25 protein-coding genes are annotated in these 26,179 nt (G+C 71.7%); 9 read left to right on the forward strand and 16 right to left on the reverse strand.

The features are described 5' to 3' along the window. Positions 1–172 precede the first annotated feature (172 nt). Entirely contained in the window at positions 173–1,918 is a 1,746-nt protein-coding gene (locus tag ACZ60T_RS12595) for a TIGR03767 family metallophosphoesterase (protein WP_469665854.1), read from the forward strand. Between the two features lie 62 nt (positions 1,919–1,980). Here ACZ60T_RS12595 and ACZ60T_RS12600 read toward each other — a convergent pair whose 3' ends face one another. Then, positions 1,981–2,832 (reverse strand): helix-turn-helix domain-containing protein, encoded by an 852-nt coding sequence (locus ACZ60T_RS12600; protein ID WP_365626556.1) that lies wholly within the window; start codon positions 2,830–2,832, stop codon positions 1,981–1,983. A gap of 247 nt (positions 2,833–3,079) precedes the next feature. On the opposite strand from ACZ60T_RS12600, the gene ACZ60T_RS12605 reads away from it, so the two are divergent. Beyond that, complete coding sequence (locus ACZ60T_RS12605) at positions 3,080–4,528, forward strand: MFS transporter (protein WP_469665855.1); 1,449 nt, start codon at positions 3,080–3,082, stop codon at positions 4,526–4,528. A gap of 65 nt (positions 4,529–4,593) precedes the next feature. Here ACZ60T_RS12605 and ACZ60T_RS12610 read toward each other — a convergent pair whose 3' ends face one another. Then, positions 4,594–5,310, reverse strand: coding sequence for a TetR/AcrR family transcriptional regulator (locus ACZ60T_RS12610; RefSeq protein ID WP_365626563.1), 717 nt, complete (start codon positions 5,308–5,310; stop codon positions 4,594–4,596). Between the two features lie 136 nt (positions 5,311–5,446). Here ACZ60T_RS12610 and ACZ60T_RS12615 point away from each other — a divergent pair, with 136 nt between their 5' ends. Both ACZ60T_RS12615 and ACZ60T_RS12620 read left to right on the forward strand, forming a co-directional pair. Continuing rightward, positions 5,447–6,655 (forward strand): saccharopine dehydrogenase family protein, encoded by a 1,209-nt coding sequence (locus ACZ60T_RS12615; RefSeq protein ID WP_469665856.1) that lies wholly within the window; start codon positions 5,447–5,449, stop codon positions 6,653–6,655. Positions 6,656–6,787: 132 nt separating this feature from the next. Beyond that, positions 6,788–8,320 carry an APC family permease gene (locus ACZ60T_RS12620; protein WP_365626569.1) on the forward strand — a complete coding sequence of 511 codons (1,533 nt, stop codon included), beginning with the start codon at positions 6,788–6,790 and terminating at the stop codon, positions 8,318–8,320. 60 nt (positions 8,321–8,380) lie between these two features. Here ACZ60T_RS12620 and ACZ60T_RS12625 read toward each other — a convergent pair whose 3' ends face one another. The 4 genes from ACZ60T_RS12625 to ACZ60T_RS12640 all read right to left on the reverse strand — a co-directional run bounded on the left by ACZ60T_RS12625 (position 8,381) and on the right by ACZ60T_RS12640 (position 11,175). Continuing rightward, on the reverse strand, positions 8,381–9,241 hold the full coding sequence (locus ACZ60T_RS12625; RefSeq protein WP_365626573.1) for a cytochrome c biogenesis CcdA family protein: 861 nt from the start codon (positions 9,239–9,241) through the stop codon (positions 8,381–8,383). Next, the gene (locus ACZ60T_RS12630; RefSeq protein WP_469665857.1) at positions 9,238–9,936 is read right to left on the reverse strand and encodes a DsbA family protein; all 699 of its coding nucleotides are present in this window, start codon (positions 9,934–9,936) and stop codon (positions 9,238–9,240) included. The genes ACZ60T_RS12625 and ACZ60T_RS12630 overlap by 4 nt, the downstream gene beginning before the upstream one ends. Before the next feature lie 200 nt (positions 9,937–10,136). Further along, positions 10,137–10,538 (reverse strand): hypothetical protein, encoded by a 402-nt coding sequence (locus ACZ60T_RS12635; RefSeq protein ID WP_469665858.1) that lies wholly within the window; start codon positions 10,536–10,538, stop codon positions 10,137–10,139. A gap of 151 nt (positions 10,539–10,689) precedes the next feature. Further along, a complete protein-coding gene (locus ACZ60T_RS12640; protein ID WP_469665859.1) occupies positions 10,690–11,175 on the reverse strand; it encodes a hypothetical protein in 486 nt (161 codons plus the stop codon). Positions 11,176–11,455: 280 nt separating this feature from the next. On the opposite strand from ACZ60T_RS12640, the gene ACZ60T_RS12645 reads away from it, so the two are divergent. Beyond that, entirely contained in the window at positions 11,456–11,941 is a 486-nt protein-coding gene (locus ACZ60T_RS12645; RefSeq protein ID WP_469665860.1) for an SRPBCC family protein, read from the forward strand. Positions 11,942–12,195: 254 nt separating this feature from the next. Here the strand turns inward: ACZ60T_RS12645 and ACZ60T_RS12650 are convergent, their stop codons facing one another. From ACZ60T_RS12650 to ACZ60T_RS12660, 3 genes are all read right to left on the reverse strand, one after another. After that, positions 12,196–13,383, reverse strand: a complete 1,188-nt coding sequence (locus ACZ60T_RS12650) for a 4-hydroxybenzoate 3-monooxygenase (RefSeq protein WP_469665861.1) — start codon at positions 13,381–13,383, stop codon at positions 12,196–12,198. 178 nt (positions 13,384–13,561) lie between these two features. Further along, positions 13,562–14,128 carry a rhodanese-like domain-containing protein gene (locus ACZ60T_RS12655; protein ID WP_469665862.1) on the reverse strand — a complete coding sequence of 189 codons (567 nt, stop codon included), beginning with the start codon at positions 14,126–14,128 and terminating at the stop codon, positions 13,562–13,564. A 106-nt stretch (positions 14,129–14,234) separates the two neighbouring features. Continuing rightward, the gene (locus ACZ60T_RS12660; RefSeq protein ID WP_469665863.1) at positions 14,235–14,600 is read right to left on the reverse strand and encodes a rhodanese-like domain-containing protein; all 366 of its coding nucleotides are present in this window, start codon (positions 14,598–14,600) and stop codon (positions 14,235–14,237) included. Positions 14,601–14,936: 336 nt separating this feature from the next. Between ACZ60T_RS12660 and ACZ60T_RS12665 the strand changes: the two genes are divergently transcribed. Both ACZ60T_RS12665 and ACZ60T_RS12670 read left to right on the forward strand, forming a co-directional pair. Further along, positions 14,937–16,322 carry an MBL fold metallo-hydrolase gene (locus ACZ60T_RS12665; protein WP_469665864.1) on the forward strand — a complete coding sequence of 462 codons (1,386 nt, stop codon included), beginning with the start codon at positions 14,937–14,939 and terminating at the stop codon, positions 16,320–16,322. Positions 16,323–16,466: 144 nt separating this feature from the next. Continuing rightward, positions 16,467–16,808, forward strand: coding sequence for a thioredoxin family protein (locus ACZ60T_RS12670; RefSeq protein ID WP_365626597.1), 342 nt, complete (start codon positions 16,467–16,469; stop codon positions 16,806–16,808). A gap of 9 nt (positions 16,809–16,817) precedes the next feature. On the opposite strand, the gene ACZ60T_RS12675 is transcribed toward ACZ60T_RS12670, so the two are convergent. From ACZ60T_RS12675 to ACZ60T_RS12690, 4 genes are all read right to left on the reverse strand, one after another. After that, the gene (locus ACZ60T_RS12675) at positions 16,818–18,242 is read right to left on the reverse strand and encodes a lipase maturation factor family protein (RefSeq protein ID WP_469665865.1); all 1,425 of its coding nucleotides are present in this window, start codon (positions 18,240–18,242) and stop codon (positions 16,818–16,820) included. A gap of 86 nt (positions 18,243–18,328) precedes the next feature. Beyond that, positions 18,329–19,687, reverse strand: a complete 1,359-nt coding sequence (locus ACZ60T_RS12680; RefSeq protein WP_469665866.1) for an MFS transporter — start codon at positions 19,685–19,687, stop codon at positions 18,329–18,331. Beyond that, positions 19,684–20,550 (reverse strand): SDR family NAD(P)-dependent oxidoreductase, encoded by an 867-nt coding sequence (locus tag ACZ60T_RS12685; protein WP_469665867.1) that lies wholly within the window; start codon positions 20,548–20,550, stop codon positions 19,684–19,686. Before ACZ60T_RS12685 ends, ACZ60T_RS12680 begins: the two co-directional genes overlap by 4 nt. Further along, complete coding sequence (locus ACZ60T_RS12690; RefSeq protein ID WP_469665868.1) at positions 20,547–21,902, reverse strand: flavin-containing monooxygenase; 1,356 nt, start codon at positions 21,900–21,902, stop codon at positions 20,547–20,549. The genes ACZ60T_RS12685 and ACZ60T_RS12690 overlap by 4 nt, the downstream gene beginning before the upstream one ends. A gap of 234 nt (positions 21,903–22,136) precedes the next feature. Between ACZ60T_RS12690 and ACZ60T_RS12695 the strand changes: the two genes are divergently transcribed. Beyond that, positions 22,137–23,249 carry a helix-turn-helix domain-containing protein gene (locus ACZ60T_RS12695; RefSeq protein ID WP_469665869.1) on the forward strand — a complete coding sequence of 371 codons (1,113 nt, stop codon included), beginning with the start codon at positions 22,137–22,139 and terminating at the stop codon, positions 23,247–23,249. Between the two features lie 33 nt (positions 23,250–23,282). Here the strand turns inward: ACZ60T_RS12695 and ACZ60T_RS12700 are convergent, their stop codons facing one another. The 3 genes from ACZ60T_RS12700 to ACZ60T_RS12710 form a co-directional block, all read right to left on the reverse strand. Then, positions 23,283–23,792: a hypothetical protein gene (locus ACZ60T_RS12700; protein WP_365626615.1), complete on the reverse strand. Its 510-nt coding sequence runs from the start codon at positions 23,790–23,792 to the stop codon at positions 23,283–23,285. A 135-nt stretch (positions 23,793–23,927) separates the two neighbouring features. Next, positions 23,928–24,476 (reverse strand): sigma-70 family RNA polymerase sigma factor, encoded by a 549-nt coding sequence (locus tag ACZ60T_RS12705; protein ID WP_252428928.1) that lies wholly within the window; start codon positions 24,474–24,476, stop codon positions 23,928–23,930. Positions 24,477–24,687: 211 nt separating this feature from the next. Beyond that, on the reverse strand, positions 24,688–25,149 hold the full coding sequence (locus tag ACZ60T_RS12710) for a universal stress protein (RefSeq protein ID WP_252428932.1): 462 nt from the start codon (positions 25,147–25,149) through the stop codon (positions 24,688–24,690). A gap of 153 nt (positions 25,150–25,302) precedes the next feature. Between ACZ60T_RS12710 and ACZ60T_RS12715 the strand changes: the two genes are divergently transcribed. Continuing rightward, positions 25,303–26,145 (forward strand): polysaccharide deacetylase family protein, encoded by an 843-nt coding sequence (locus ACZ60T_RS12715; protein ID WP_469665870.1) that lies wholly within the window; start codon positions 25,303–25,305, stop codon positions 26,143–26,145. Positions 26,146–26,179: the final 34 nt, after the last annotated feature.

The following is a 26,179-nucleotide window of genomic DNA, read 5'->3' on the forward strand; positions in this document are numbered from 1 at the left end:
CCGCCGCCACCGACGGTTCCGCCACCCCTGATTCCCCCCTCACGCGCTGTTTCCGTGAAGTTTGCTCGGGGCCCCTGGACACTTCTCTACCCATCAGTAAGGTCTGACGACGGACGGATGTGGTCGGGCAGGCGGGCGGGACTCTCAAGTCCGCCGTGATCAAGGGGAATTCATGAGCGGAATCAGTCGTCGGCGGTTCGTGTCGGGCGCGTCCGCGGCAGTCGCGGGTGCCGCCCTGTGGCCGTTGCTGACGCCAAGTCGCGCGCTCGCGCGGGACCGGGCGCTGGCGCTCACGGCCGCGCGGGCCGTACGGATCGAGGGGACGACGCTCGAACAGGCCGCGATGGCGACGGGGGACGGGGCGTACAAGCGCCTTGCGGCAGGCCCCGGTTGGCCCCTGGTGGTGCGCGGCGACGTGGCGGGCGCGGCGTCCGGCCGGGACGACCGGCGCACCGGCCTCGCCTCCTTTGTCCAATTCACTGACATGCACCTGACAGACACCGAGTCCCCGGTGCGGTTCGAGTACCTGGCCAGCCTCATCGACAGCGCGCACCGGCCGCAGGAGGCGCTGACCGTGCAGGGCGCCTCCTCGCTCATCGAGCGCGTCAACCGGGTGCGCCAAGGCCCGTACACCGGCATGCCGTTCAGCATGGTGATGACCACGGGCGACAACACCGACAACCACGAGCAGCTCGAACTCGACTGGTACCTGACCGTCATGAGCGGCGGCCGGATCACCCCGAACAGCGGCAGCCTCACCCGCTACGAGGGCGTGCAGAACTCGGGCAGCGCCCAGTACTGGAACCCCGAGTCGTCCCTCCAGGACACCTACAAGGCCAAGGGCCTGCCGCAGATCCCCGGCTTCCTGGCCGGTGCGATCCGCCCCTTCGACGCGCCCGGCCTCAGCGTCCCCTGGTACACCACGGTCGGCAACCACGACGACAGCATCGAGGGCACCCTGCCCGACCTCGGCCTGCTGAACGACCTGTACACCGGTTCCCGCAAGGTGGAGGGCTGCGACTCGGCGACCGCCGCCCAACTCGCGGACGCCCTGCAACACAACCCGGCCCAGGCCGTCACCCTGCTGGCCAAGCTGCTGACCGGCGGCGGCGCGATCCGTACGGTCACACCGGACGAGCGGCGCCGCCCGTTCACACCGACGCAGTTCGCGCAGGCGCACCTGAACCCGGCGTACACCGGCCCCGGCCCCGTCGGTCACGGCTACACCCAGGACTCGGTCAGCAGCGGTCGGCTCTACTACACCTTCGACCTCGCCGACGGAGTCCTCGGCATCAGCCTCGACACCACCAACAGGGCCGGATGGGCCGACGGTTCGATCGGCACGGCGCAACTCAACTGGCTGGAGTCGGTCCTCAAGTCGCACAGCGGCCACTGGTACGACACCAGCGGCAACCGGGTGCGCGGCGGCTCCGACGACCGCCTCGTCGTCCTCTTCAGCCACCACACCAGCGGCACGATGGGCAACCTGCTGCCCGACCCGTACCATCCGTTCGAGGGCCGGCACAGCGGCTCCGAACTCGTCGCCCTGCTCCAGCGCTTCCCGAACGTCGTGGCCTGGGTCAACGGCCACACCCACACCAATCAGATCATCCCGCACGGCCACGCCGTCCCCGAGCGCGCCTTCTGGGAGATCAACACCGCGTCCCACGTGGACTATCCGCACCACGCGCGGATCATCGAGATAGCCGACAACCAGGACGGCACCCTCTCGCTGTTCACCACCCTCATCGAGTCCGCGGCGCCGTACAAGACGGACTTCGGCGACACCTCCGACCCCGGCCTCGCCGCCCTGTACCGCGAACTCGCCTACAACGACCCCTATGCCAACCCCTCCGGGCTCGTCGGGACCGCGGCCGACCACAACACCGAACTCCTGCTGACGAAGCCGACGGCGTAGCGAACGCCGTGGCGGCCGGACACGCACAGGGGCGTCCGGCCGCGCGGTGCGTCAACTCCCGTTCAGGAGGCGGCATCCAGGCTGAGCATGGCCTTCTCGTCCGGAGTACCGGGGGCCGCCTGGTAGACCACCAGCCGCTGGCCCCCGGTGCGCGCCAGGCGCATGACCTCGTAGGTCAGCGTCATCGGCCCGACCCCCGGATGCCGGAAGCGCTTCTGCCCGCCGCCGCGCTCGCAGACGTCGTAGCGCTCCCACAGCCGAGCGAACTCCGGTGACTTCAGCACCAGTTCACCGACCAGCGTGGTCAACTCGGGATCGTCCGGATCGGCGCCCGAGACCGCGCGCAGATGTGCCACCGAGGACGCGACCGTCTCCTCCCACGGCTCGTAGAGCGTGCGGCCGACCGGGTGCAGGAACAGATAGCGCGTGAGGTTGCGCTGCTCCTGCGGCCAGTCCCAGAGCCCGGGAAGCAGCCGCCGGGCGGCCGGATTCCCGGCCAGGACGCGGTTGTAGCGGCTCACCACGTAGGCGGGCAGTGGGCGTACCGACTCCAGCATCCGCAGCACCGAGTCGCGGACGACGTTGTCCGAGCAGGCCTCCAGCTCGGCGACGCGGCCCGAGGCCAGCTCCGCCAACTCGTGCAGGCGCTCGTACCCGTCGCCGCGCAGCCGCAGCGCGCGGCCGAGGGCGTCCAGGACGGCGGGGGAGGGGTTGGTCTCCCGGCCGCGCTCCAGACGGATGTAGTAGTCGACGCTCACCCCGGCCAGCGCCGCCAGCTCCTCCCGGCGAAGTCCCGGAGTACGGCGCAGACCTGCCCCGGCCGGGAGGCCGACCTCCTCCGGGCGGACCTGAGCCCTGCGGGCCTTCAGATACCTGCCTAGCTCGGTGCCCCGCACGTCCGCTGCTGCTGTCATCCGATCATTGTGGCAGGTGCATGGGGAGCGTTGAGGGGGTGTGCCAGGGCCAGGAACGCGGCACCCCGGGTACGGCGCGGTCTACCTGACTGCCGCGCGGAGGCGGAGAGTCGATCTCGCAGCGGGCGGCGCCACCGCCGGGGCCCAGGGGGTGCGAGACACCGGGCCGCGGCCCCGGCGGTGCGACGCCGCCGCTCGATCACCTGCCGGTGATCTTCAACTACCCCACCGCTCCCAGGAGTTCACGATGTCCTCAGTCCTGCGTACCGCGCCCGCCGCTCCCGCTCTCGCTCTCGCTCCCGGACGCGACCTCGAACTCCGGGGACGAGAACCGGACAAGACCCGACCAGCCGCACCGAGGGGAGCGGGCGTCGCCCTGCTCGCCTCGCTGCTCGGGTTCACGGTGATCACCATCGATGTCTCGGCGGTGAACATCGCCCTGCCCGCGATCCGGACCTCCCTCAGCGGCGGAATGACCGGGTTGCAGTGGGTGTTGGACGCGTACACCCTGATGTTCGCGGCCCTGATGCTCTCCGCAGGCGCCTTCGCCGACCGCGCCGGTGCCCGCCGCGCCTACGGCTGGGGCGTCGTCCTGTTCACCCTCGCCTCCCTCGGCTGCGCCCTCGCGCCCGGCATCGGCGCGCTGGTCGCCGCGCGGGTGGCACAGGGCGCCGCCGCCGCGATCGTGATGCCCGCCTCGCTGGCGCTGATCCGGCAGTCCTACGACGACGCCCGGGAGCGGGCCCGTGCCATCGCGCTGTGGACGGTCGGCGGCTCGGTGGCGATGGCCGCGGGCCCCGTGCTGGGCGGTCTGCTCACCGACTCCGCGGGCTGGCGGGCCGTCTTCCTGCTCAACATCCCGGTGGGCGTGGCGATCCTCGGCCTGCTGATCCGGGTGCCGCGCTCCCCGCGCAGGCCCGCCGCGCTGGACGGCGGCGGTCAGCTCACCGCGGTACTGACCCTGGCCGCACTGGCCTTCGCGGTGATCGAGGGCGGCCACCTGGGCTGGACCAGCGCCCCCGTACTGGCCGCGCTGGCCCTTGCGGTCGCCAGCGCCTTCGCCTTCCGTGCGGTAGAGTCCCGCCACCGCCAACCCATGGTCCCGCTGTGTCTTCTGACGAGCCGTCAGATCTCCGTTCCGCTCGCGGCCGGGTTCGCCCTCAACGGCGCCTTCTACGGCGGGATCTTCCTGCTCGGGCTGTACTACCAGCAGGTGCGCGGGATGTCGGCGATCACCGCCGGGCTGATGTTCGTCCCCATGTCGATGGCGGTCACCGCGACCAACCTGGTCTCGCCCCGGCTGGCGGAGCGGATCGGGCGGCGTCCGGTGATCGTCGCCGGACAGGTGATCCTGGTCGCGGCCATGCTGGCCCTGCTCCCGCTGAGCGCCCACACCCCGGTCTGGCTGGTCCTGGTGCTGTTGCTGCCGCTGAGCACGGGCGGGGCGCTGACGGTGCCCGCGCTGACCGCCCTGCTGATGGACGCCGTCCCCGCCCGGCGCGCCGGAACCGCGTCGGGACTCCTCAACTCCCTTCGCCAGACCGGCGGTGCGCTCGCCGTCGCCCTCTTCGGCGGCCTGCTCACCGGCCCCGGCGGCGACTACTCCCTCCCGGGCATGCGCCTCGGACTCCTCGTCGTCGCCGCCCTGCTCCTCGTCACCGCCGCGCTCTCCCACCTCCTGCTGCCCCGCGACTGACCGGTGCCGCGCTGCCCTGGGGGCCTGTCGCGAGAGTCCCTCCCGAGGGACCTTCGCGACAGGCCCTAAGGGCTGTCCGCCCCCGCGCGGGCGAGTGTGGCGGCGGCGCTGTCCAGCAGCATCTCCAGGGCCGTCGGATAGGCGCTGTCGTTCATGCGGGCGACCAGCAGGGGGGCCGTGGCCGCGATGTTCGGGTGAGTCTCGGCCGGGAGCCGGGCGTAGGTCGCGTGCCAGACCGCCTCGTCGGCGACGCGCGCGGCGTGCGGAAGGGCACGGCCGGCCGCGTCCAGCGCGGCGAACGCCAGCGTCTGGTCGATGAACGCGTGGTACACGCGCACCACTTCGCTGTCGGGCAGGCCCGCCGAACGCAGTACACCGAGGATCACCTCGTCGGCGTCGATCTCGTTCGCGCGGCCACTGACCCGGCTCGCGGTGAGCACCGCCGCCTGGGGATGGGCGAGATAGGCGGAGTGGATACGCAGACCCAGATCGCGCAGATCGGCACGCCAGTCCCCGGTGGCCGCCCAGCCCCGCACCGCGCGGCCGATCAGCTCGTCCGCGATGGCGAGCGTGAGGTCGTCGGCGCCCCGGAAGTAGCGGTACAGACTGCTCGGATCGGCGCCGAGCGCCGCGCCCAGACGCCGTACGGTCAGCCCCTCCCGGCCGTGCTGCTGCAGCAGCCGCATCGCGGTCTCGACGATGAGCCGCTCCGAGAGAACCACGCCCCCTTTGGTGGGCTTCCTACGCCTTCGCGCCGCCTCCGGCACCACATTCTTGGGCATAACCCCTCCTCCACCAGCGCATTCCCAGCTTATGCCAACGCCATTGACGTTGGCTGGGCGGGGGACCTTTCATGGGCGCACCAAGGCTCCGGCCTCTGCTGATGACCGGACTCTGCTGATGAAAGGCATCATTGCCATGCGAGTACTGCTTGTGGGCGCGGGCGGCGTAGGAACGGCGATCACCCGGATCGCGGCCCGCCGCTCCTTCTTCGACCACATCGTCGTCGCCGACTACGACCTGTCCAGGGCCGAAGCGGCGGTGGCGGCACTGGGCGAGGGCAGCGCCCGATTCAGCGCCACGCGCATCGACGCCTCCGACCAGGCCGCGGTCACCGCCCTGCTCACCCAGGAGCGCTGCGACGTCCTGCTCAACGCCACCGACCCGCGGTTCGTGATGCCGCTGTTCGAGGCCGCGCTGGAGGCCGGGGCGCACTACATCGACATGGCGATGTCCCTGTCGTACCCGCACCCCGAGCGGCCGTACGAGACGTGCGGTGTCAAGCTCGGCGACGCGCAGTTCGAGCGCGCCGAGGCCTGGGAGCAGGCCGGACGCCTCGCGCTCGTCGGCGTCGGTGTGGAGCCGGGCCTGTCCGACGTCTTCGCCCACTACGCCGCCGAGGAACTCTTCGACGAGATCGAGGAGATCGGCGTCCGCGACGGTGCCAACCTCACGGTCGACGGCTACGACTTCGCGCCCTCCTTCTCCATCTGGACGACCATCGAGGAGTGCCTGAACCCGCCGGTGATCTGGGAGAAGGACCGCGGCTGGTTCACCACGGCGCCCTTCAGCGAGCCCGAGGTCTTCGACTTCCCCGAGGGCATCGGCCCCGTCGAGTGCGTCAACGTCGAGCACGAAGAGGTCCTGCTGATCCCGCGCTGGGTGGACGCCAAGCGCGTCACCTTCAAGTACGGGCTCGGCGACGAGTTCATCGAGACCCTCAAGACCCTGCACAAGCTCGGCCTCGACCGTACGGAGAAGGTGACCGTCGGCGGTACGCAGGTCTCCCCGCGTGACGTCGTCGCCGCCTGCCTGCCCGACCCGGCCACGCTCGGCGACCGTATGCACGGCAAGACGTGCGCCGGTACCTGGGTCAAGGGCACCAAGGACGGGCAGCCGCGCGAGGTGTACCTGTACCACGTCGTCGACAACCAGTGGTCGATGCGTGAGTACGGCTCGCAGGCCGTGGTCTGGCAGACCGCCATCAACCCGGTCATCGCCCTCGAACTGCTGGCCAATGGCACCTGGACCGGCAACGGCATCCTCGGCGCCGAAGCCTTCGACCCCCGCCCCTTCCTGGACCTGCTGACCGAGTACGGCTCCCCCTGGGGCATGCGCGACCAGTAGTCCCCTCGCCGTCGGTCCGGCCCCACCCCGGGGCCGGACCCGGCACCCCCGGCCCCGGCCGACGCGCTCGCGTCAGGCCCCGGCCACCGCAGTACCCCACGCCCCGCCGACCCCCCGATGCAAGGGAGCACATTGAAGAACGACGTTGCGGCGGACGCCCGCCCGCCCGGGGAACTCAAGGCCGACGCCATCGGCTTCGTCGATGCCCTCGTCATCGGCCTGAACTCCACCTCCCCGGCCTACTCCCTCGCCGCGGTCATCGGCCCGGTCGTGGCCCTCGTCGGGGTCTTCGCCCCCGGCATCATGCTGGCCTCCTTCATCCCGATGCTGCTCATCGCATCGGCGTTCCACTACCTCAACAAGGCCGACCAGGACTGCGGCACCACGTTCTCCTGGGTCACCCGGGCCATGGGACCGTGGGCCGGCTGGCTCGGCGGCTGGGCCATCGCGATGACCGGTGTCCTGGTCGTCGGCTCCCTCGCCGACGTCGCCGTGAACTTCGGGCTGCTCGCCATGGGCCTGGACAGCCTGGCCGCCAACGACCTGGTGCGGCAGACCCTGACCGTCGTCCTCATCCTCGCGATGACCGCGGTGTGCGTCATGGGCACCGAGACCTCGGCCAAGGTGCAGAACGTCCTCATCCTCGCCCAGGTCGCCTTCCTCCTCACCTTCGCGGTGGTGGCCCTGTACCGCGTGTACACCGGCACCGCGATGCCCAAGTCGCTCACACCATCGGTCAGTTGGCTGAACCCCTTCGGTGCCGGAGGCGCCGCGCTGACCGGGGGCCTCCTGCTGAGCGTCTTCATCTACTGGGGCTGGGAGTCGGCGGCCAACCTCACCGAGGAGGTCGAGGACTCCGCCAGCGCCCCCGGCAAGGCGGGCATCTGGTCGACGGTCGTCCTCCTGGTGACCTATGTGTCCGTGGCCTTCGCCATCGTGGCCTTCGCCGGGACCACCTTCCTGGCCTCCAACGCCGACGAGGAAGAGGCCATCTTCGCCGTCCTCGCCGAGAAGGTGATGGGCGGCTGGGACTGGGTCGTGCTGCTGGCGGTCTGCACCTCCGCGCTGGCCTCCACCCAGACCACCATCCTCCCCGCCTCCCGCACCCTGCTGTCCATGGCCCGCCGCCATGCGCTGCCCCAGCACTTCGGCAAGGTGCACCACCGCTTCCAGACCCCGCATGTGAGCACCTGGTGGGTCGCCGGGGTGGCCATCGTCTGGTACCTCGGCGTCAACCAGATCAGCGAGAACGCCCTGCTCGACTCGCTGACCGCCCTCTCGCTGCTCATCGCGTTCTACTACGCCCTCACCGGTGTGGCCTGCGCGGTCTACTACCGCCACCGCCTCCTGGAGAGCCTGCGCAACTTCGTCCTCATCGGCGTCGGCCCCTTGGTCGGAGCCGCCATGCTGACCTGGCTGCTCGTGGAGTCGGTCATCGACATGTCCGACCCCGAGAACTCCTACAGCGGGGTCACCTGGTTCTCCCTGGGTCCGCCGCTCGTCATCGGCATCGGCATCACGGCCGCCGGAGTGGTCACCATGCTCGTATGGCGGCTGTTCTCCGCCCGCTACTGGGCGGAACGCCCCAGCGTGGCCGCGCCGGAGACCACGGGTACCACGGACACCCCGGTCATGTCCCCCGAGGCCGCCCCCGTGGAGGCATGAGCCGAACCCCGTACGGAAGAGTCGTCACCGGGCCACCTCGGCCCGGTGACGACGGCTGTGTCAGACCGCCGGGTCCGACTCCTCCTGGGGTTCCTCCGCCGGGAGGCGACGCAGGCGGACGGCGGCCGTCACCGCCATGGCCGCTCCCGCCAGGGCCACCACCAGGAGCAGCGCTCGGTCGGAGACGGCCTTGCCCAGGCGCACGGCGCCGTCCTCCCAGGCCGCCTGGGTGTCGATGTCCAGCAGGGAGGGCAGGGCGGACGTGCCGTCGAAGAGCAGGAACACCACCCCCAGCAGGACGAAGACCAGCCCGCCCACGAGCGAGGTGCTGTGCACCGTCAGCGGGCCCAGCCGCATCGCGCGCCCTCTCAACCAGCGGCGGCGGCCGAGGTCGTAGCGGTCCCACAGCAGCGCCAGGACGAACATGGGCACCGCGAGACCCAGCGCGTACACGGCCAGCAGCAGACCCCCGTGCACAGGGCTGCCGTCCAGCGCCGCGACCGTGAGGATGCCCCCGAGAATGGGTCCGGCGCAGAAGCCCGCCAGGCCATAGACGGTGCCCAGGGCGAACACCGACAGCGCGGATCCGGCCCCACGGCTGCCCGCCGCCTGCTGAAGACGGCGCGATCCGAAGCCCACGCCCAGCATCTGGGCCAGCCCCAGCACGATCATCGTCCAGCCGCCCACGGCCACCAGCAGATCGCGGTGCCCGTAGAAGAGGCGGCTGGCGAAGGAACCGGCCACGCCGAGCGGCACCAGCGTGGTGATCAGGCCCGCGTAGAAGACCGCGGTGCGCAGCGACAGCCGGGTGCGGGTGGTGAAGGAGTAGGCGAAGAACGCGGGCAGCAACAGCGCGCTGCACGGGCTGAGCAGCGCCAGCAGCCCGCCGAGGAAGGCCGTCGCCACGGTGACGCCGCTCACCGCCGGGCTTCCTTCGCGGCCTTGTCGATGGCGTCGGTGAAGGCGTTCAGCGGCTGGGCGCCCAGGATGGGCGTGGTGTTGACGAGGAAGGCGGGGGTGCTGGACACGCCCAGCGTGTAGCCCTCTCCCTGGTCGTGGCCCACCGACGTCTGGGCGGCGTCGGACTCCATGTCGGTGGCGAAGCGGTCGAGGTCACGGACACCCGCCTCACGGGCCATCTCACGCAGCCGCGCGGCGGAGAACTCGCCCTTGTTGTGGGCGTGTTCCTTGGCGTAGGCGACATCGTGGAACTGCCAGAACCGGCCCTGCTGCCCGGCGGCCCAGGAGGCTCGGGCGGCCCGCTCCGACTCGGCTCCGAACACGGGGAAGTTGCGCCATTCGATCCGCAGATCCCCCTTGTCCACGTACGTGCTGACGAGCTGCCGCTCGGTCTCCCGCGCGAACTTCCCGCAGAAGGCGCACTGGAAGTCCGCGTAGGCGATCAGGACGACGGGCGCGTCGGCGCGGCCCATGGCCAGCGGGTCCTTGGCGTCCCGGCGGGCCAGGGCGAGCAGCGACTTCTGCTGCTCGTCGAGGGTGGCTTCGCCGACGGGCGACGAGGCGGCGGCTGCGGGCCGGTCGGGGGAGGCGGAACCCCCCGAACCACCGCCGAGGGCGGCGATCGCGGCGAGCCCGGCCACCACGGCGCCGCTCACGGCGATCAGGGTGAGACGGCGACGGCGGGCACGAAGAGAGGACGGCACGGTACCTCCGGAGTCAGGTGTGCGAGAGCGAGGAGAAGGGGGGAAGAGGGGCGAGCGGTGCGCAGGGGTGCCCCGTAACTCCGCGTGCGGACGCGGGCGTCGGGCATCGCGAACCGGTACGGGACGCGGGACGACCGTGAGCGCGCGCGGGCCTACAGCCGTCGTACGGAGAGTTCCGCGAGGTCGGGTGGGGAGGGCGCCGGACCGCGGTGCCGAACGCGCTCAGGCAGGTGTGCCCGCGCCGACGCCAGGGCGTCGGGCGCTGTCGGCAGAGCGCGGATGAGGGGCACGGCGAAGCGCGACTGCTGTCGCTCCGGCTGTGTCTTCTTCAGACAGGGAGCGGTCGTCGCGGTGACGGGCGCGTCCTGACCGACGCTGCCCAGCGTCGTGTGGCTCGATGCGCGAAGGTCGGCCGCGGCCGAGGAGTGTGCCGCCCGCGCCAGGGCCGGGGAGGCGGAGGTCGCGCAGAGCAGTGCGGCCAGCAGGGTCAGCAGTGCGAGGGCGGCGCCCATGGCACCGTGGCGCTTGCCCTGCATCGCCGTGCCTCCCGTCACTCGCCCCGGACCACCATAGACCAGGTGAGCCGGGGTGCGGCGACGCCAGGGAGGTGCGTGCCGGGGGTGGTAAGTCGGTGTCGTGGACGGCTTGGTGACGGCACGAGGGCCCGCCTGCTACCAGGCGGGCCCTCGCGCGAGAAGGGGCGTGTCAGTCGCCGGTGTTGCTGGCCCAGACCGGCTGCCTGGCGCTGTTGTAGATCACGAGGTTGCCGTCGTCCTGCACGGCGAGATAGGAGCCCTTGTGCCACGTGCCGGAAGCCCACACGGCCTGGCCCGAGGCGTTGTACACGACGAAGTTGCCGTCTTCCTGGAAGACGGCGCAGTTGCCGTGGTTCCAGGCGTTCGGGGCCTGCCAGACCGGGCGGCCGTTCTTGTAGAGCACGAGGTTGCCGTCGGACTGCATCCGCAGAATGGCCCGCCCGTTACCGGACGTCCAGGCCTGGTTCTTACAGATCTGGGCCCGGGGGCGGATGATGGTGTCACTGGTGAGCGCGACCGCGGGGGCAGCGACGGTGGCGGGAGTCGCCCTGGTGACGGCCGCGGAGGCGGGAGCCGCCGTCGCGAGCCAGCCACCCGATGCCACGATGCCGATGGCGGCCAAGACACCGACCCGGCTCTTGAATCCGTTGAGCACGCTTCACTCCTGACGTTGAGACGAAAGAAGCGAGAACCGAAATGGTTTCACTTCGCGTTATCAGCATCAGGGTTGGAAGCCGCTCTGTGCAAGGGAATGCCAGAGACCGCTATATTCGCGATTATCGTTCCTGTGATTCCCTAATCTCCATTCTTCAGATTCCCCTCATTCCCTCAACTCTGATTTCCGTATACCTGTAATACAACATCAACTACACTGACCCCGAACGACCGTTCCTGTCTTGGAGGTTGAAGCGATGCGCCTTGCCGATGGTCCTCACGTGGAATGTGCGATCGAGATCGCCGCTGAGCCGAAACGGGTGTGGGAGTTGGTGTCGGACATCTCCACCTCGGCTCGGCACAGCCCGGAATTGCAGGAGGTGGAGTGGTTGGACGGAGCCGACGCGCCGGTCGTCGGCGCGCGTTTTGCCGGCCGCAACCGCAATGAACACATCGGAGAGTGGCGCACCGTCAGCCGCATCGTGGAGGTGACGCCGCCGCACACCTTCCAGTGGGAGGTGGTCTACGACCGCCCGGAGAGCAGCGAGGCGCTGGCCATCTGGACGTACACGCTGGAGCCGCTCGCGGACTGCGCGGGCACGCGAGTGCAGCACGGCATGCGCTTCGGGCCCGGACGCAGCCCGCTTCAGGAGTTCGTCGAGAAGAACCCGGAGAAGGAGGAGCAGCTCGTCGACGGTCGGCTGGCGCTGCTGCGTGCCGGTATCGAGGCGACGCTGGCCGGGGTGAAGGCCGAGGCGGAGGCGTAGGGCCTGTTGCGAAAGTCCCGCCTGCCTGGCGACGCCCGGCACGGCACCTCGCCGCGTTGTCGGGTCGCCCGCGTACATCCAGTACGCGGGCGACCCTCCGCCTTGCGATGCACCGCACCGGACGCCGCCAGGCCCGCCCTCCGGGCGAACGACGCGACTTTCGCAACAGGCCCTAGCCCAAAAGCTCGGGCCCGCCGTCAGGATCCGGCGGCGGGCCGGTGCGCCGACGCGGCCGTACGGCCGCCCACTTGGCGTCAGGCGAGCCCGGCCATGAGTTCGGCGAAGTCGAGGGCGGCGGTGCGGGATTCGCAGAGCCGGTCCAGCCGGGCCAGCGCCAGCTTGCGGTGGAAGGGGCCCGCCCGGGAGACGTCGCCCGCGTCATGGAGCATCTCGGTCATCCAGCGGGAGAACTCCTGGTAGTTCCAGGTGCGGCGGAGGCAGGCGGCGGAGTAGGCCTTCAACCCGGACTCGTCTCCGTCGGCGAGGAAGTCGCGTACGGCGCGGGCGAACCTCTCGGCGTCGTACAGGGCGAGGTTCATCCCCTTGCCGCCCACCGGGGACACCACATGGGCCGCGTCACCGGCCAGGTACAGCCTGCCGTAGCTCATCGGTTCATGGACGACGCTCCGCAGCGGGAAGACGACCTTCTCCGTGATCGCGCCTGCCACCAGGCCGTCTTCGCCCAGCCGGGTCCGCAGTTGCTCCCACACCCGGTCGTCCGGCCAGTCCTCCACCCGGTCCGTGGGCGGGCACTGGAGATAGAAGCGGCTGGCGACGGGGCCGCGTGCGAAGTGTCCCGCGAAGCCCTGGCGGCTGATCGCCATCAGCGGGTGGGGTGGGGGCGGTGCCTCGGCGAGCACGGTCAGCCAGGAGATGCCGTGGTCGTACGGGTAGGCCGTCAGCTCGCCCTCGGGTACGGAGGCCCGGCTGACCCCGTGGTCGCCGTCGCACCCGGCGACGAAGTCGCACGTGATCTCGTGCGCGGTGCCGTCCGCGGCGCGGTAACGGACCGTCGGACGGGGACCGGTGAGCCCGTCCAGAGCCACCTCGGACGCTTCGAAGCGCAGATCGCCGCCGTCGTCGCGGAACGTCGTGATCAGGTTGGCGACGAGTACCTGCTGGGGGCACAGCAGTGACTGCGGGCCGTCGTCGTCGGTGCCGAACCGCAGCAGGCGCTGCCGACCCTCCACCCGGATCTCCAGGACGTCGTCGGACGGCGCACCGCCGAGGACGCGGGTGTCCAGTCCCCACTCCTGGTACATGCGCACGGCGCGGGTCTCGACGATGCCCGCGCGCTGCCGCCGCTCCGTGTAGGTACGGTCCTGCCGTTCCAGTACGACGCAGGAAATCCCGGCGCGGTGAAGGAAGTTGGCCACGGTCAGCCCGGCCGGTCCCGCCCCCACGACCACGACCCGGGTCGACTCCCGTACCGGCTGCGTCATATCGGCTCCCCCTGCCTGTCCAGCCTGGGACAGCGCACCAAGTTACGCCATCGGCAAGGCAGTTGCCAGGGTGCCGCCGTACGGTCGGCGGCGGGGCGGAACCGGTGAACTGTCACTCGGCGCGACTCGCGGCCCGCCTTCGCCCGGCCACCTGAGGCCGGGCGGAGGCGGCCTTCCGTCAGCGCCGCAGCGTGGCCAGGATGTCGTCGAGGTCGGCCGTGCCGCCGCGGGGGCGGTTGTAGGGGAGCTTGGCCAGCATGCTGCCCATGGCGCAGGTGTTGCTGAGCGCGGAGAAGACCAGACCGGCGCCGATGGCCGCGGAGAACCAGCGGGCACCGGGCAGCGCCAGGTCGACCAGCATGCCCGCGATCACCAGGGAGCCCGCGGCGAGCCGGACCTGGCGGTCCATCGCCCACACGGCACGGGCACCGGCGGGCCGGTCCAGCGGGCGACCGCCCTGGGCCCACGCGGCGGTGCCGCCGACCACGGTGAGCGCGGGGATACCGGCCGCCGCCAACTGCGAGCAGGCGTTCTGGGAACGGGCGCCCGAAGCGCACACCACGGCGAGTTCGCCGCGCTCGGCGGCGGCGCGCAGGTCCGGCAGGGCGCGCTGCACCTGGTCGAGCGGGATGTTGAGGGCGCCGGGTATGTGACCACCGGCGAACTCGCCCGCGGAGCGCACATCGATGAGGGTGAGCCGCCCCAGACGGGGTTCGAGCTGCTCGGCGGTGAGTGAGGCTGCCATGGTGGGGGTGTTCCTTTCGCGAACGGTTCGGGGGTGCGGAGCGCGACGGCTGCCGCGGCGTACGGGCCTTGGGGTACGGGCTCGGGGTGCGGGTCGGCGCGGGCGGTCAGATGACCTGCCCGGCATGCCCCGCGTTGTCGTGGACGGGCAGCCCGGCCGCGGCCCAGGCGCGCATCCCGCCCGAGACGTTGGACACGTCCACGCCGCGGGCGGCGAGGAACTCGGCGGCCTTCTGGGAGCGGTTGCCCGAGCGGCAGATCGCCAGCACCGGACGCCCCTGGGCCGCCGCGGGGAGGTCGGCCCCGGCGGCCACGGCGATCAGCGGCTGCCAGACGGAGCCGGGCGCGTGGCCCGCGGCGTACTCGTCGGTCTCCCGGACGTCGAGCAGCACCGCCTCGCCCGCTCGGGCGCGGTCATGGGCTTCGGTGACGGTGATCTGCGCGGGGCCGGGGGTGTGCGCGAAGAGCGGCATGGCGGTCCTTGAAGGTCTTGAGGGTCTTGGCAGGGAAGGGGCCGGGTCTGCGCGGAGTGAGGCGGAGTGCACGCGCTCCTCGTACACGTCCCTCCGGCGTCCATGTCTCGTGTCCATGTCTCGGGTCCATGTCTCGCCGTCCGCGAATACCTGGGGGGGTATGCTTCGACGCACATCATATACCCCTACCCGTATCCATGGCGGTGGCGCCGACCACGGTCCCGGGTGCTGGTCGGGGTGGTGTGCGGCAGGTCACGGGGGCCTCGGGAAGTAATACCCCCGGGGGTATTGTTCGCAGTGATGCCGCACCCCCTACGGCTGCAAAGGAGACCCCTCGTGTTCTTCGCCCAGTACTACCTCGACTGCCTCTCCCAGGCCTCCTATCTGATCGCCGACGAGACCACCGGCCAGGCCGTGGTGGTCGACCCCCGGCGCGACGTGGACGAGTACGTCACCGACGCCGGCGCGCACGGATTCACGATCGTCGGTGTCATCAACACCCACTTCCACGCCGACTTCCTGGCCGGACACCTGGAGCTGGCGGCCCGCACCGGGGCGTGGATCGGCTACGGGCAGCGCGCCCGGACCGAGTACCCCATCCGCAGGCTCACCGACGGCGAGCGCATCGCGCTGGGCGACGTCACCCTCCAGATCCTCGAGACCCCCGGCCACACCCCCGAGTCGGTCAGCGTCCTGGCGTACGAGCACGCCGACGACACCGTCCCCTACGGGGTGCTCACCGGCGACGCCCTGTTCATCGGCGACGTCGGCCGCCCCGACCTGCTGGCCTCCCTCGGGGTGACCAGTGACGAGCTGGCCCGCATGCTCTACGACAGCGTGCAGCGCAAGCTGATGTCCCTGCCCGACGAGGTCCGCGTCTTCCCCGGTCATGGCGCCGGATCGGCCTGCGGCAAGAACCTCTCCACCGAACGCCAGTCCACCATCGGCACCCAGCGCGCCACCAACTACGCCTGCGCCCCGATGAGCGAGGACGACTTCGTCGCCCTGGTGAGCGGCGGACAGCCCGCCGCCCCCGCCTACTTCGTCCACGACGCCGTCCTGAACCGCAAGAACCACCCCCTGTACGACGCGGCCACCGCGCCTCGGTCGCTGGACTCCGCCGACTTCCTGGCCCGCCGGGCCGCGGGCGCCGTCGTCGTGGACGCCCGTGATCCGCAGGACTTCGCCATGGGGCATCTGGTCGGCTCGGTCAACGTCCCGATCGACGGCCGCTTCGCCGAGCAGGCCGGGTCCGTCCTCGCCGCCGACCACGACCTTCTGCTCGTGGCACCCGGCGGGCGCGAGGAGGAGACCGCCACCCGCCTCGCCCGGATCGGCTTCGACCGCGTCATCGGCTACCTCCGCGACCCCGAGGAGACCTTCGTCGGCGCCCAGGACCAGGTCCGGCCCGCATCGCGGCTCACCGTGGACCAGGTGCGCGAGGCCCTGGCCGGTTCCGCCGCGCCGGTCGTCCTCGACGTGCGCGGCGCGAGCGAGCGCGAGGAGGGCGCGGTCCCCGGCTCGCTGCACATCCCGCTGGCCGAGCTGTCCCGTCGTGCCGAGGAGGTGCCCACCGACCGGCCCGTCGTCGTCCACTGCGCCGGTGGCCACCGCTCCTCCATCGCCGCCAGCCTGCTGCGCCACCACGGCCACCCCGACGTCTCCGACCTGCTCGGCGGCTACGGCGCCTGGCTCGCCGCGGGTGAGCACGTGAGCGCCTGAGGCACGGGGATGCCGGGGCGGCGCGCCGACAGGGCCCGCCGCCCCGGCACCGGCTGTCCACCGGCCGCCACGCACGACCGCACACCCTCGCCGGTCTCGCCGGTTCGATACCGGCGGGGGTATTCACGCAACAGGAGAATCGACATGGCAACCATCGAACTGACCGCGGAGAACTTCGGCGAGGCGGTCGCCGGCAGCGACATCACCCTGGTGGACTTCTGGGCCGCCTGGTGCGGCCCCTGCCGCAGGTTCGGCCCGGTCTTCGAGAGGTTCTCCGAGCGCCACCCGGGCGTCCTCTTCGGCAAGGTCGACACCGAGGCCCAGCCCGCGCTGGCCCAGGCCTTCCGGATCAGCTCCATCCCCGCCGTGGTCGCCATCCGCGACAAGGCCGTCCTCTACGCCAAGCCCGGCCCGTTGTCCGAGCGGGCCCTGGAGGACCTCCTGACCCGGGCCCGCGACCTGACCGACGACGCAGCACGGGCCTGACGGCCGCGGCTACCGTGCCCCGGCCACTGTGGCGGCCAGCCGCGTCGGCGGCATGAACTCGGCCACGTACGTACGGTCCCAGCACGCCCCCGTCTCCCGAAGCTCGCGCCATGTCGTGTAGCGGTAGCGGTACAGCCGGGCCCGCACATAGCGGGGCGGTGTGTCCGCGGGGAACGGGGAGCGGCGCAGCAGCCGCAGCGTGGCGCGGTCGTTCTCCAGCAGGTGTTCGACCAGGCTGCCGAACCAGGGCGCCGCGTACGCCGGGGAGAGCGCCGCGAACCACATCAGCCAGTCGAGCCGCAGATGGTACGGGGCGAACTGGCGCGGCCAGCGGCGCGGATCCCCGGGCTTGCCCTTGAACTCGTACTCCCGCCAGCCGGACTCCTCATGCGGTACGTCGTCCGTCGTGCCCTCGATGACGACCTCGTAGCGCGTCGTGCTGACGCTGCCGAACGCGCCGTAGGTGTTGACGAGGTGCAGCGGGTCGAAGGAGCGGTTCATGATCTGGCGGCGGGAGACCATGTTCCGTACGGGGTGGTAGCTGAGCGCGAGCAGTCCCGCGCCGACCGCCAGGACCACGACCTCGTACCACAGCGGCGGCCCGGCCACCGCCGGGGCGGCGCCGGGGAAGCGGACGGCGGACAGGGCCAGCACGATCGTGATCCAGTTCAGCCAGGAGAAGTTGCCGGACAGGACCAGCCACAACTGCGTCGCGATCATCAGCGCCGCAGCGGCCGTCGCGATCGGCTGAGGGGTGAAGAGCAGGACGGGGACGATCAGTTGAGTGACGTGGTTGGCGGCCACCTCCACCCGGTGCAGGGGCTTCGGCAGATGGTGGAAGAACCAGCTCAGCGGCCCCGGCATCGGCTGTGTCTCATGGTGGTAGTACAGGCACGTCAGCTTGCGCCAGCAAGTGTCCCCGCGCATCTTGATCAGTCCGGCGCCGAACTCGACGCGGAAGAGGATCCAGCGCAGCAGGAACAGGACGACGACCGGCGGGGCGACCGTGCCGTTGCCCAGGAACACGGCCAGGAAGCCGACTTCGAGCAGCAGGGACTCCCAGCCGAACGCGTACCAGGTCTGGCCGACGTTGACGATCGACAGATACAGCGCCCAGGGAACCAGCCAGAGCAGCATCCCCGCCCAGAGCGGCACCAGCGAGTCGACCCCGGCGAGCAACGCCACCGACACCGCGCACCCCGCCCACGACCAGAGCGCGAAGAAGCGGTCCGAGTAGCGGAAGTGGAAGACGCTCGGCGCCGTCCGGAAGGGCATCCGCGCGACGTACCGGGGCACGGGCAGCAGCCCGCGTTCCCCGATCAGCGCGCGGAACTGCGTCACGGCGGTCAGGAACGCGATGAGATACACGGCGGCCAGAGCCCGTTGGAAGACCAGCCGGCTCAGCCAGTAGTCCGGTGCGACGAACCAGTTCACGGTGGATCGCTCCTCTCGCTCCAGTGTGACGCCGTACCCGCTGCCGGGCTTCTTCGGACGTCACTGTGGAGGGGCGGGGCACCGGGTCACGGCACCGCCGCGCGGTCGAGCGCGCATCGGCGCTGGAACGCCACCGCGATCGTCATGAGCACCGCCGGGACCACGGTGAAGCCCAGCAGCAGCGCCACGATCGCGGAGTGCGACTGGACGTGGGAGTGGCGCTCGGTGGTGGAGACGAAGCCACCGAGGGCCAGCGCGGCGGAGTACGCGTAGGGGCCGAGGGCCGTCCCGGTCGCCTCGGTCGCGGTCCACACCCCGGTGTAGGCGCCCGCGCGGGCCGACCCCCGTGCCTCGGCCGCCGCCACCGCGTCCGGGACCATCGAGAAGGCGAGGAGCTGGAGCCCGGCGAAGGCCGCGCCCATGACCACCACCACGGCGATGATCACAGGCACTCCGAGCCGCTCGCCGGGGAGCAGCGCGAGCGACCCCGCGACGAAGGCGCCCTGGGACAGCAGCAGTCCGCGCTGCTTGCCGATCCGCCGGGACGCCCACAGCCAGCCCGGTCCGGCGACCGTCGCCGGGACGAGGAAGCCGCCCATGAGCACGGCGGTCAGCCCGCGGTCGTGCAGGACGTACTCGGTGTAGAAGGGCAGCGCCGCCAGGAACAGATGGGTGGTGGTGCCGGTGAACAGGTACGACAGCAGCAGCGCCCGGAAGTCACGGTCCCGCCAGGCGGTCAGGACGTCGCCGAGCGCGGAGTGGGCGCGCTCGGCGGGGACCTGGAACCCGCAGCGGTCGGTGAGCCTGCGGACCCCGGCCAGGGCGACCAGTTGCGAGCCGACCAGGGCGGCGGCCAGCAGCAGGGCCATCCGCGCGTAGGCGCCATGGCTGCCCGAGGCCACCAGCGCCGGGGCCGCGACCCCCGCGCCGAGCAGCCCCAGCGTCAGGAAGAACATCCGGAAGGTGAAGACGCGCGTGCGTTCGTGGTACCCGATCCGCAGGTCGGACGGGGTCGTCAGATAGGGCACCTGGAAGCAGGCGAACAGCACGTTGCCCGCGGCGCACCAGCAGCCGACCCACAGCGCGGCCGACGCTCCGGTGAGGCCCGCGGGAACCGAGAACATCGCGATCCACGCCACCGCCAGCAGCAGCCCCCAGCGGAGCAGCGCGCGCCGGTGCCGTCGGCGCCGCGCCTGCCGGTCCGACAGCGAACCGAGGAGGGGATGCACCACCACGTCGATGACCTTCGGCACCAGCAGCGTCAGCCCGGCGAGGAACGCGGGGACGCCGAGGGTCCGGGTGAGGAAGTACAGCAGCAGCAGGCCGGGGACGGTGACCCACAGGCCCATCCCGATCGAGCCGGCCGCGTACAGGGTGAGGTCACCGGCCCCCGCGCGGGAGGAGGTCTCGTCCGTGCGACGCGCCGCCTCCGGCGGGGCGCTCATGGCGCCTCCGTGTGGCGTCTGACGACGCCCGCGGCCAGCTCGGCCCCCTGGAACGCGCCGCCCCGCGCGCGACCGGCGAGCGTACGGGCGATGATCCGGTCGGTCACGCGGGGCAGATGGCGGGCCAGGAAGAACTCCACGGCGCCTCGGCGGGTCGTCGGCAGATCGCGGCGCACCCGGCGGCCGAGCGCGGCGCGGAGCACCGTGTCGACCACCCCCTCCAGCGGCTCGTAACTGCTCATCCCCTCCAGCGAGAGCCCCGCCGCGGCGGTCGAGTCATGGATGGGGCTGTGTACCGCCGACGGATACACACACGTGACGGCGACATGCGTACCGATCTCCATACGGAGCGCGTCGGCGTACGCCACCAGCGCCCGCTTGGAGGCCCCGTACGCCGCGGCCAGGGGCAACTGCATGGCCGCCATCCGCGAGGAGACCATGACGACGCGGCCACGGGAGGCGACGAGGGCGGCCACGCACGCGGCGGTCACCCGCCAGGTGCCGAGCAGGTTGATGTCGAGCTGGCGCCGCACCTCGGCGCCCGGCGGCAGCTCGGCCGGGGCGGGCCCGCCGATACCGGCGTTGTTGATGAGCAGATCGAGCCCGCCCAGCCGGTCGATCGCGGCGGCCACCACCGCGGGCACCTCGGCGTCGTCGGTGATGTCACAGGCGAGCACGTCGACCGGGTCGTCGGGGCGCGGGGCCAGGTCCAGGCCGACGACGCGGGCGCCCAGCCCGGTCAGCTCGGCGCAGAGCGCCCGGCCGAACGTGCCGGAGGCGCCGGTCACGAGCACCCGCAGCCCACGGGCGTCGCGGCGCCCGCCGAGCAGGCCGCCCAGGGGGAGGGTCCGTGTGGCGTTCATAGCGTGCTCCCTTCACGGTCGGCCGCGGTGAACGGCCGGGCGCCGCGCCGCAGTCGGGCGCGCCCCGCCTTGATCTCGCCCGGCAGCTCGGCCACGTACTGGTCGAAGTCGATACGCATCCGCGGGCGCCGGTTCCCCCACCGCTCGACCGCGGCGCGCAGCGCCTGGGCGACGGCGCGCCGCTGCTCCTGGGCCGGGGGAAGGGCGTAGGAGCCGCCGAGATGGGCGGCCACCAGCTTCGACTGGGCCTCCATGACGGGCAGCGCCGCACCCGTGGACTGCATCAGGCCCACGAAGGCCAGGCTCGGGTCCTTCAGGTGGAACACCCGCTTGTACAGCGGCAGTTGCTCCGGGTCGTCGCCCAGCCAATGAGGGGACAGGAAGGGGATGGACACGCGGTAGCCGGTGGCCCACACGATGATGTCGACCGGTTCCGAGGTGCCGTCGGTGAAGACGACCCGCTTCCCGTCGAGACGGTCGATGCCGGGCCGCGCGGCCACCTCACCATGGGTGAGCCGGTGCAGGATCGTGTCGCTGATCGTGGGGTGGTTCTGGAACAGACCGCCCGCTGGGGCGGGCAGGCCGTAACTCTGCGGGGTACCGACGGCCAGCCGGAGCATGGTCTCCGCGATGCGCTGGCGCACCCGCCACGGCAGCACCGCGAGCGCGCCGCCGGCCGCGTCCGCCGGGCGGCCGAAGAGGTACTTGGGGATGATATGGACGCCATGGCGGGCCGACAGCAGGACCGGGCCCCGCGCGACGTACGACGCGTCGACGGCGATGTCCATGGCGGAGTTGCCCATACCGACGACGAGCACCCGGCGGTCCCGGAAGTCCTCGGCGGAGCGGTAGTCATGGGCGTGCATCTGAGTGCCGTCGAAGGCTCCGGGGTAGGCGGGCTCAGGCCAACGGGGGTCCCAGTTGTGGCCGTTGGCGACCACGACGGCGTCGTACCGGTCCAGGTCGCCGGACTCGGTGGTCACCGCCCACGTCCGCCCGTCCGCCTCCCGCTCGACGGATGCCACCGAGGTGCCGAACCGGATGTGCGCGGCGAGCCCGAAGTGCGCGCAGTAGTCGGCGAGATAGCCGGCCACCAGATCGGCCGAGGGATAGTCCGGCCACCGCCTCGGCATCGGGAAGTCGGCGAACTCGGTACGACCCTTGCTGGTGTTGAGGTGCAGCGAGGCGTAAGCGGGGGACAGGCCACTGGAGTTGTCGCGTGCCCACAGCCCGCCGGGCCGGTCGCCCTTCTCGTATGTGACGACCTCGACACCCGCGTCCAGCAGGGCCTTGGTGGCGGTGAGACCGGCCGCTCCGGCGCCGATCACGGCGACACGACAGGGAGGGGACATGGCGCTTCTCCTCGGGCAGGGACGGTGCGAAGGAACCGGTGCGCGCGCCGCATCCGTGCGGCGGACACACCTCGCGGGGGACGGCGCGCGGGGCCGCGGAGTGAGGACGCGGGGGCGGCCGTCGTTGTGGCTCCCGCCAACCGTAGGTGCTGATCACGGCCCTGGACATGTCGTACGTCACGGGATTCGACGACGGACTTGTGCTGCGCCACAACGACGGTGAGCATGCGTCGTATGCGGCATGATCACTGGGACAGCGTGGTCGACCTGATCGAACGGGTCGTCGGCGAGGACGACCTGCTGCCGTCCGTGGTCGGCGGAGTACGCACGATGGTGCGGGAGATCGCGGTGCTCCCGCCCGCCGACATCGCCGGGCACACCCGCGCGCTGCTGGCCGCGGCGACCCGCGCGCTGGCGGCCCGGCGCGGCCCGACGGAAGCCGAGCTGTCGTTCGTCGAGGAACTCGGCGTCACCCGCGCCCGGCAGGGCGTGCCCATCGAGGCCGTGCTCGGGGCCATCCATATCGCCGAGCGCGCCATCTGGTCACGGGCCCGGGAGGCCGCCGCCACCAGCGGGATCGAGGCCGGGCTGCTGCTCGACGCGCGGGAACTGTACGACGACTGGTCGGAGGCCGTGCGCTCGCGGCTGATCAAGGCCCACCGTTCCGTCGGCGCCGACCGGCACGCGGGCGCGGGCGGCCGGGACCTGACGATCCTGCGGCGTCTGCTGGAGGGCGGCTCGGCGGCCACGCTCGCCGCCGCCGAGGCCGGGCTGCCCGTCACGGGCGGGCTGTGGGTCCTGGTCGCCCGGCCCGGCGACGCCGGTCTGGAGCACGCGCTGCGCGACCACGCCCCCGCGCTGATCGGGCATGTGGACGGCCTGTTGGTCGGCGTGCTCGCACGGACCCCGCCGACGCGCGCGGCCGGGAGCGGGACGGCCGCCGGGCTCGCGGGACCCGCCGAACCGGAGGAGTTGGGCGCCGTGCGGCGGCTGGCGCTCGCCGCCCTGACGGCCGCCGAGTCGGCCCGCCGGACCGGGGTGGTGCACGTGGCCGATGTCGCCGTACTCGCCGCCGTGGGGGACCGGGCCGACCTGGCGGCGGTCCTGCTGGAACGTCATCGACCCGCCTGGACCGCGCTCGGTGCCAACGCCGAGCCGGTCGCCCTCGCCGTGCGCGCCTGGCTGGAAGCGGGCCGGGACGTGACCTCGGCGGCCGAGCGGCTGTTCGTGCACCCGAACACGGTGCGCAACCGGGTCCAGCGCTTCGCCGAGGTCACCGGCATCGACCCCTTCGACACCTTCGGCGCGATGAACGCCTGGTGGCTGTGTCGCGCCTGGCTGACCTGACGCTGCGTCAAATTCCGCTCCGGCGGGGTCGCTTCAGAAGAGATGAATGGCGAGATGCCCGAGGGGCAGCCCCAACTGCCAGGCGGGGGTCCAGACCTTGGGGCCGTCGTCCTCGTCGACCGGGCCGCCGGGCGCCGCGTCCAGGTCGGCGGCGAGCAACTCGGTCTCCTCCAGCCAGCGCCAGGCCGCGGCGGCCAGCTCCAGATCCGGCGCCGGTCCGCCCGACACCAGGGCGTCGGTGGCCAGTTGAGCCAGGCGTTCGCGTACCCAGTCCTGCCACGGCTGGTCGTACGCCGTCAGCGAGAGCCAGGTCTCCAACTGCGAGACGACCTGGATGCTCGACAGTTCGCCCTCGGTGTCCGACAGGAAGACGGTCAGCGCCAGCGCGTCGCGTCCGGCGCGGAACTCGAAGGACGACGGCGGCATGAGGTCACCGGTCCGCAGGAGTTCGTCCGCGATGTACTCCGCGTACAACCACGCCATGGGGACGGTCAGTTCATCGCCGTCGGAGCCGTTCGTGCTCTCGTGGCCTCTGTGCGGCATCCCTTACTGCCTCCTCCGGTGCGTGCGCGTCGCCCGAACCCGGGCCCCGGTCCCGGAGCGCGGATGAGGCAAGCTGATTGCTCCACCATGGCCCACGGCAAGGCGCTTTGCGAAGGCTTGACCCGGCCTTCGGTTTCACCGCAGGTCGGGCGCGTATCCCGGAAGAACCCGGCGCAGGGCGCGCAACGCATAGTACGCGCGGGACTTCACCGTACCGGGCGGAATCCCCAAGGCCGCAGCGGCCTCCGCCACACTCGCCCCACGGAAGTACACCTGCACCAGAACGTCCCGGTGTTCGGGCGTGAGTGTCTTCACAGCCTCGCGTACGTCGAGCATCGCGGCCGACCGTTCCGCGTGATCGGCGGTCACCCGAGACGTCTCCAGTACGGCGTCCCCGACCTCGGCGGGACGCGCCTGCCGGGCCCGCCGGGCGTCGATGGCGAGCCGCCGCCCGACGGTGAGCAGCCAGGGGCGCACGGAGTCGAAGTCGTGCGCCCGCAGCGCCGCGGGGTTCTGCCACGCCCGTACGAACGTCTCCTGCAGCAGGTCCTCGGCGCGCTGGCGGTCTCCGTCGGAGAGCCTGAGCAGCAGGGCGAAGAGGGGCCGACCGTGCTCGCGCTGCAACTCGGCCAGCTCGTGCTCGGCGGTCGTCCCGGTGGGTGCGGTGATGGTTCCGGCCGTCATGGCCGTTATGCCAACCCGCCGAGCCCCACCGGGACAGGCCACGAACCGTGCTGTGCGCCGGACGGTCGCTGTTCGTCGGTGAACGGTGCGCCGAACGGTTCGGCAAGCGGTCGCCGACGAGCCCGACGCGCAGGCGGGGTTGTGCCACGGACAGCCCCACCCGGCGCTGTCAGCCGCCGGATTCGGGCAGACGGGAATGTGGCGACAGGCCCTAAGGTACGACCGTTACCGGCCAGCGTCCCGCCTTCACCAGACGTACCGCCACCGAACCGATGATCCGGTGCCCCGCCTGCTCGGAGGCCCCCACCACGACGGCGTCCGCCCGTAGTTCGCAGGCGGCCTTGACCAGGCCGCTGTAGGGGTCGCCGCGGAAGGTGTGGAACTCCCAGCGCACGTCGTATATGCCCCTGACCCGCTCCGCGGACTCACGGATGTAGGCGACCAGATCCTCCGCGATCTCGTCGGTCGTCTCGGCGACGGGCACCCCGAACGCCGCCCCCGCCGCCATCATCGGCTGCACATAGACGAGCGCGAGCAGCGCGCCCTGCCGTCGGGCCAGTCCGGCGGCGTAGGCCGCGGCCCGGAGCGAGGGATCGGAGCCGTCCACCCCGACGACGATGACCTTGGGCCCGTCCGTGCCACGCTCGAACTGGTGCGCGTGCTGTTCCATCACGGCTGCCACGCTAGCGGAATCCGCAGCTCCGAGCCCCGTTCACCCCCTGCCTCCTCGCTCGCCCGCACGGGCAGTCGTCTCATCAGGTGGATTTGCTGCACCGCAGCGGTGTTGCGTGAACGCGGCACCGTTCGTCCGCGCGACTGATTAGTCATGACAAACGATCATCTGATTACACGGCGTAGGGCGTTGCTCATCGGAGCGGCAGCCCTGGGCGCCGCCGCGACCACGGGCACGGAGGGGCTGCTCACCGTCGACGACCCGGCGCGATCGGTACGGAGCACCGCCGTCGTCCAGGATCCGCAGGCACGCGCCTCGCTCCGGGCGTCCGCCTTCCGACTGCACCCCCTCACCGGCGGCCCGCCACGGCACCTGCCCGCCCGGACCGCCGTGCGGCACGAGCCGATCCGGAGCATGCCGGGACGCGGCAGAACCATGGTGCTGACCTTCGACGACGGCCCCGACCCCAGGTACACCCCCGGCATCCTGCGCACCCTGCGCGCGTACGGAGTCCGCGCGGTGTTCTTCGTCTGCGGGGAGATGGCCGTCCAACACAAGGACCTGCTACGGGAGATGGCGGACGACGGCCACAGCGTCGGCAACCACACCTGGACGCACCCGCTGCTCACGAGCCTGCCCCGAGCGAGGATCCGCGCCGAGCTGGAGCGCACCAGCGAGGTCATCGAGGACGGCTGCGGTGAGGCGCCGCTGTGGTTCCGTGCGCCGTACGGGGCCTGGAACCGTACCGTCTTCCGGCTCGTCGCCGAGCTGGGTATGGAGCCGATCGCCTGGACCAGGGACACGCGCGACTGGACGGCCCCGGGCACCCGCACCATCGTCCACCGGGTGGAGGAGGGCGCCGCTCCGGGTGTCATCGTGCTCTCCCACGACGCGGGCGGCGACCGCTCGCAGAGCGTCCGGGCCCTGCGCGCCTATCTGCCGTATCTGCTGGACCACGGCTATCAGATCGTTTTGCCCGGACGGCAGTTCACTTGAGCGTGAGCGTGAGTGTGCGTACGAGTGCGGGCGT

The organism is Streptomyces sp. NPDC104371 (assembly GCF_055583785.1).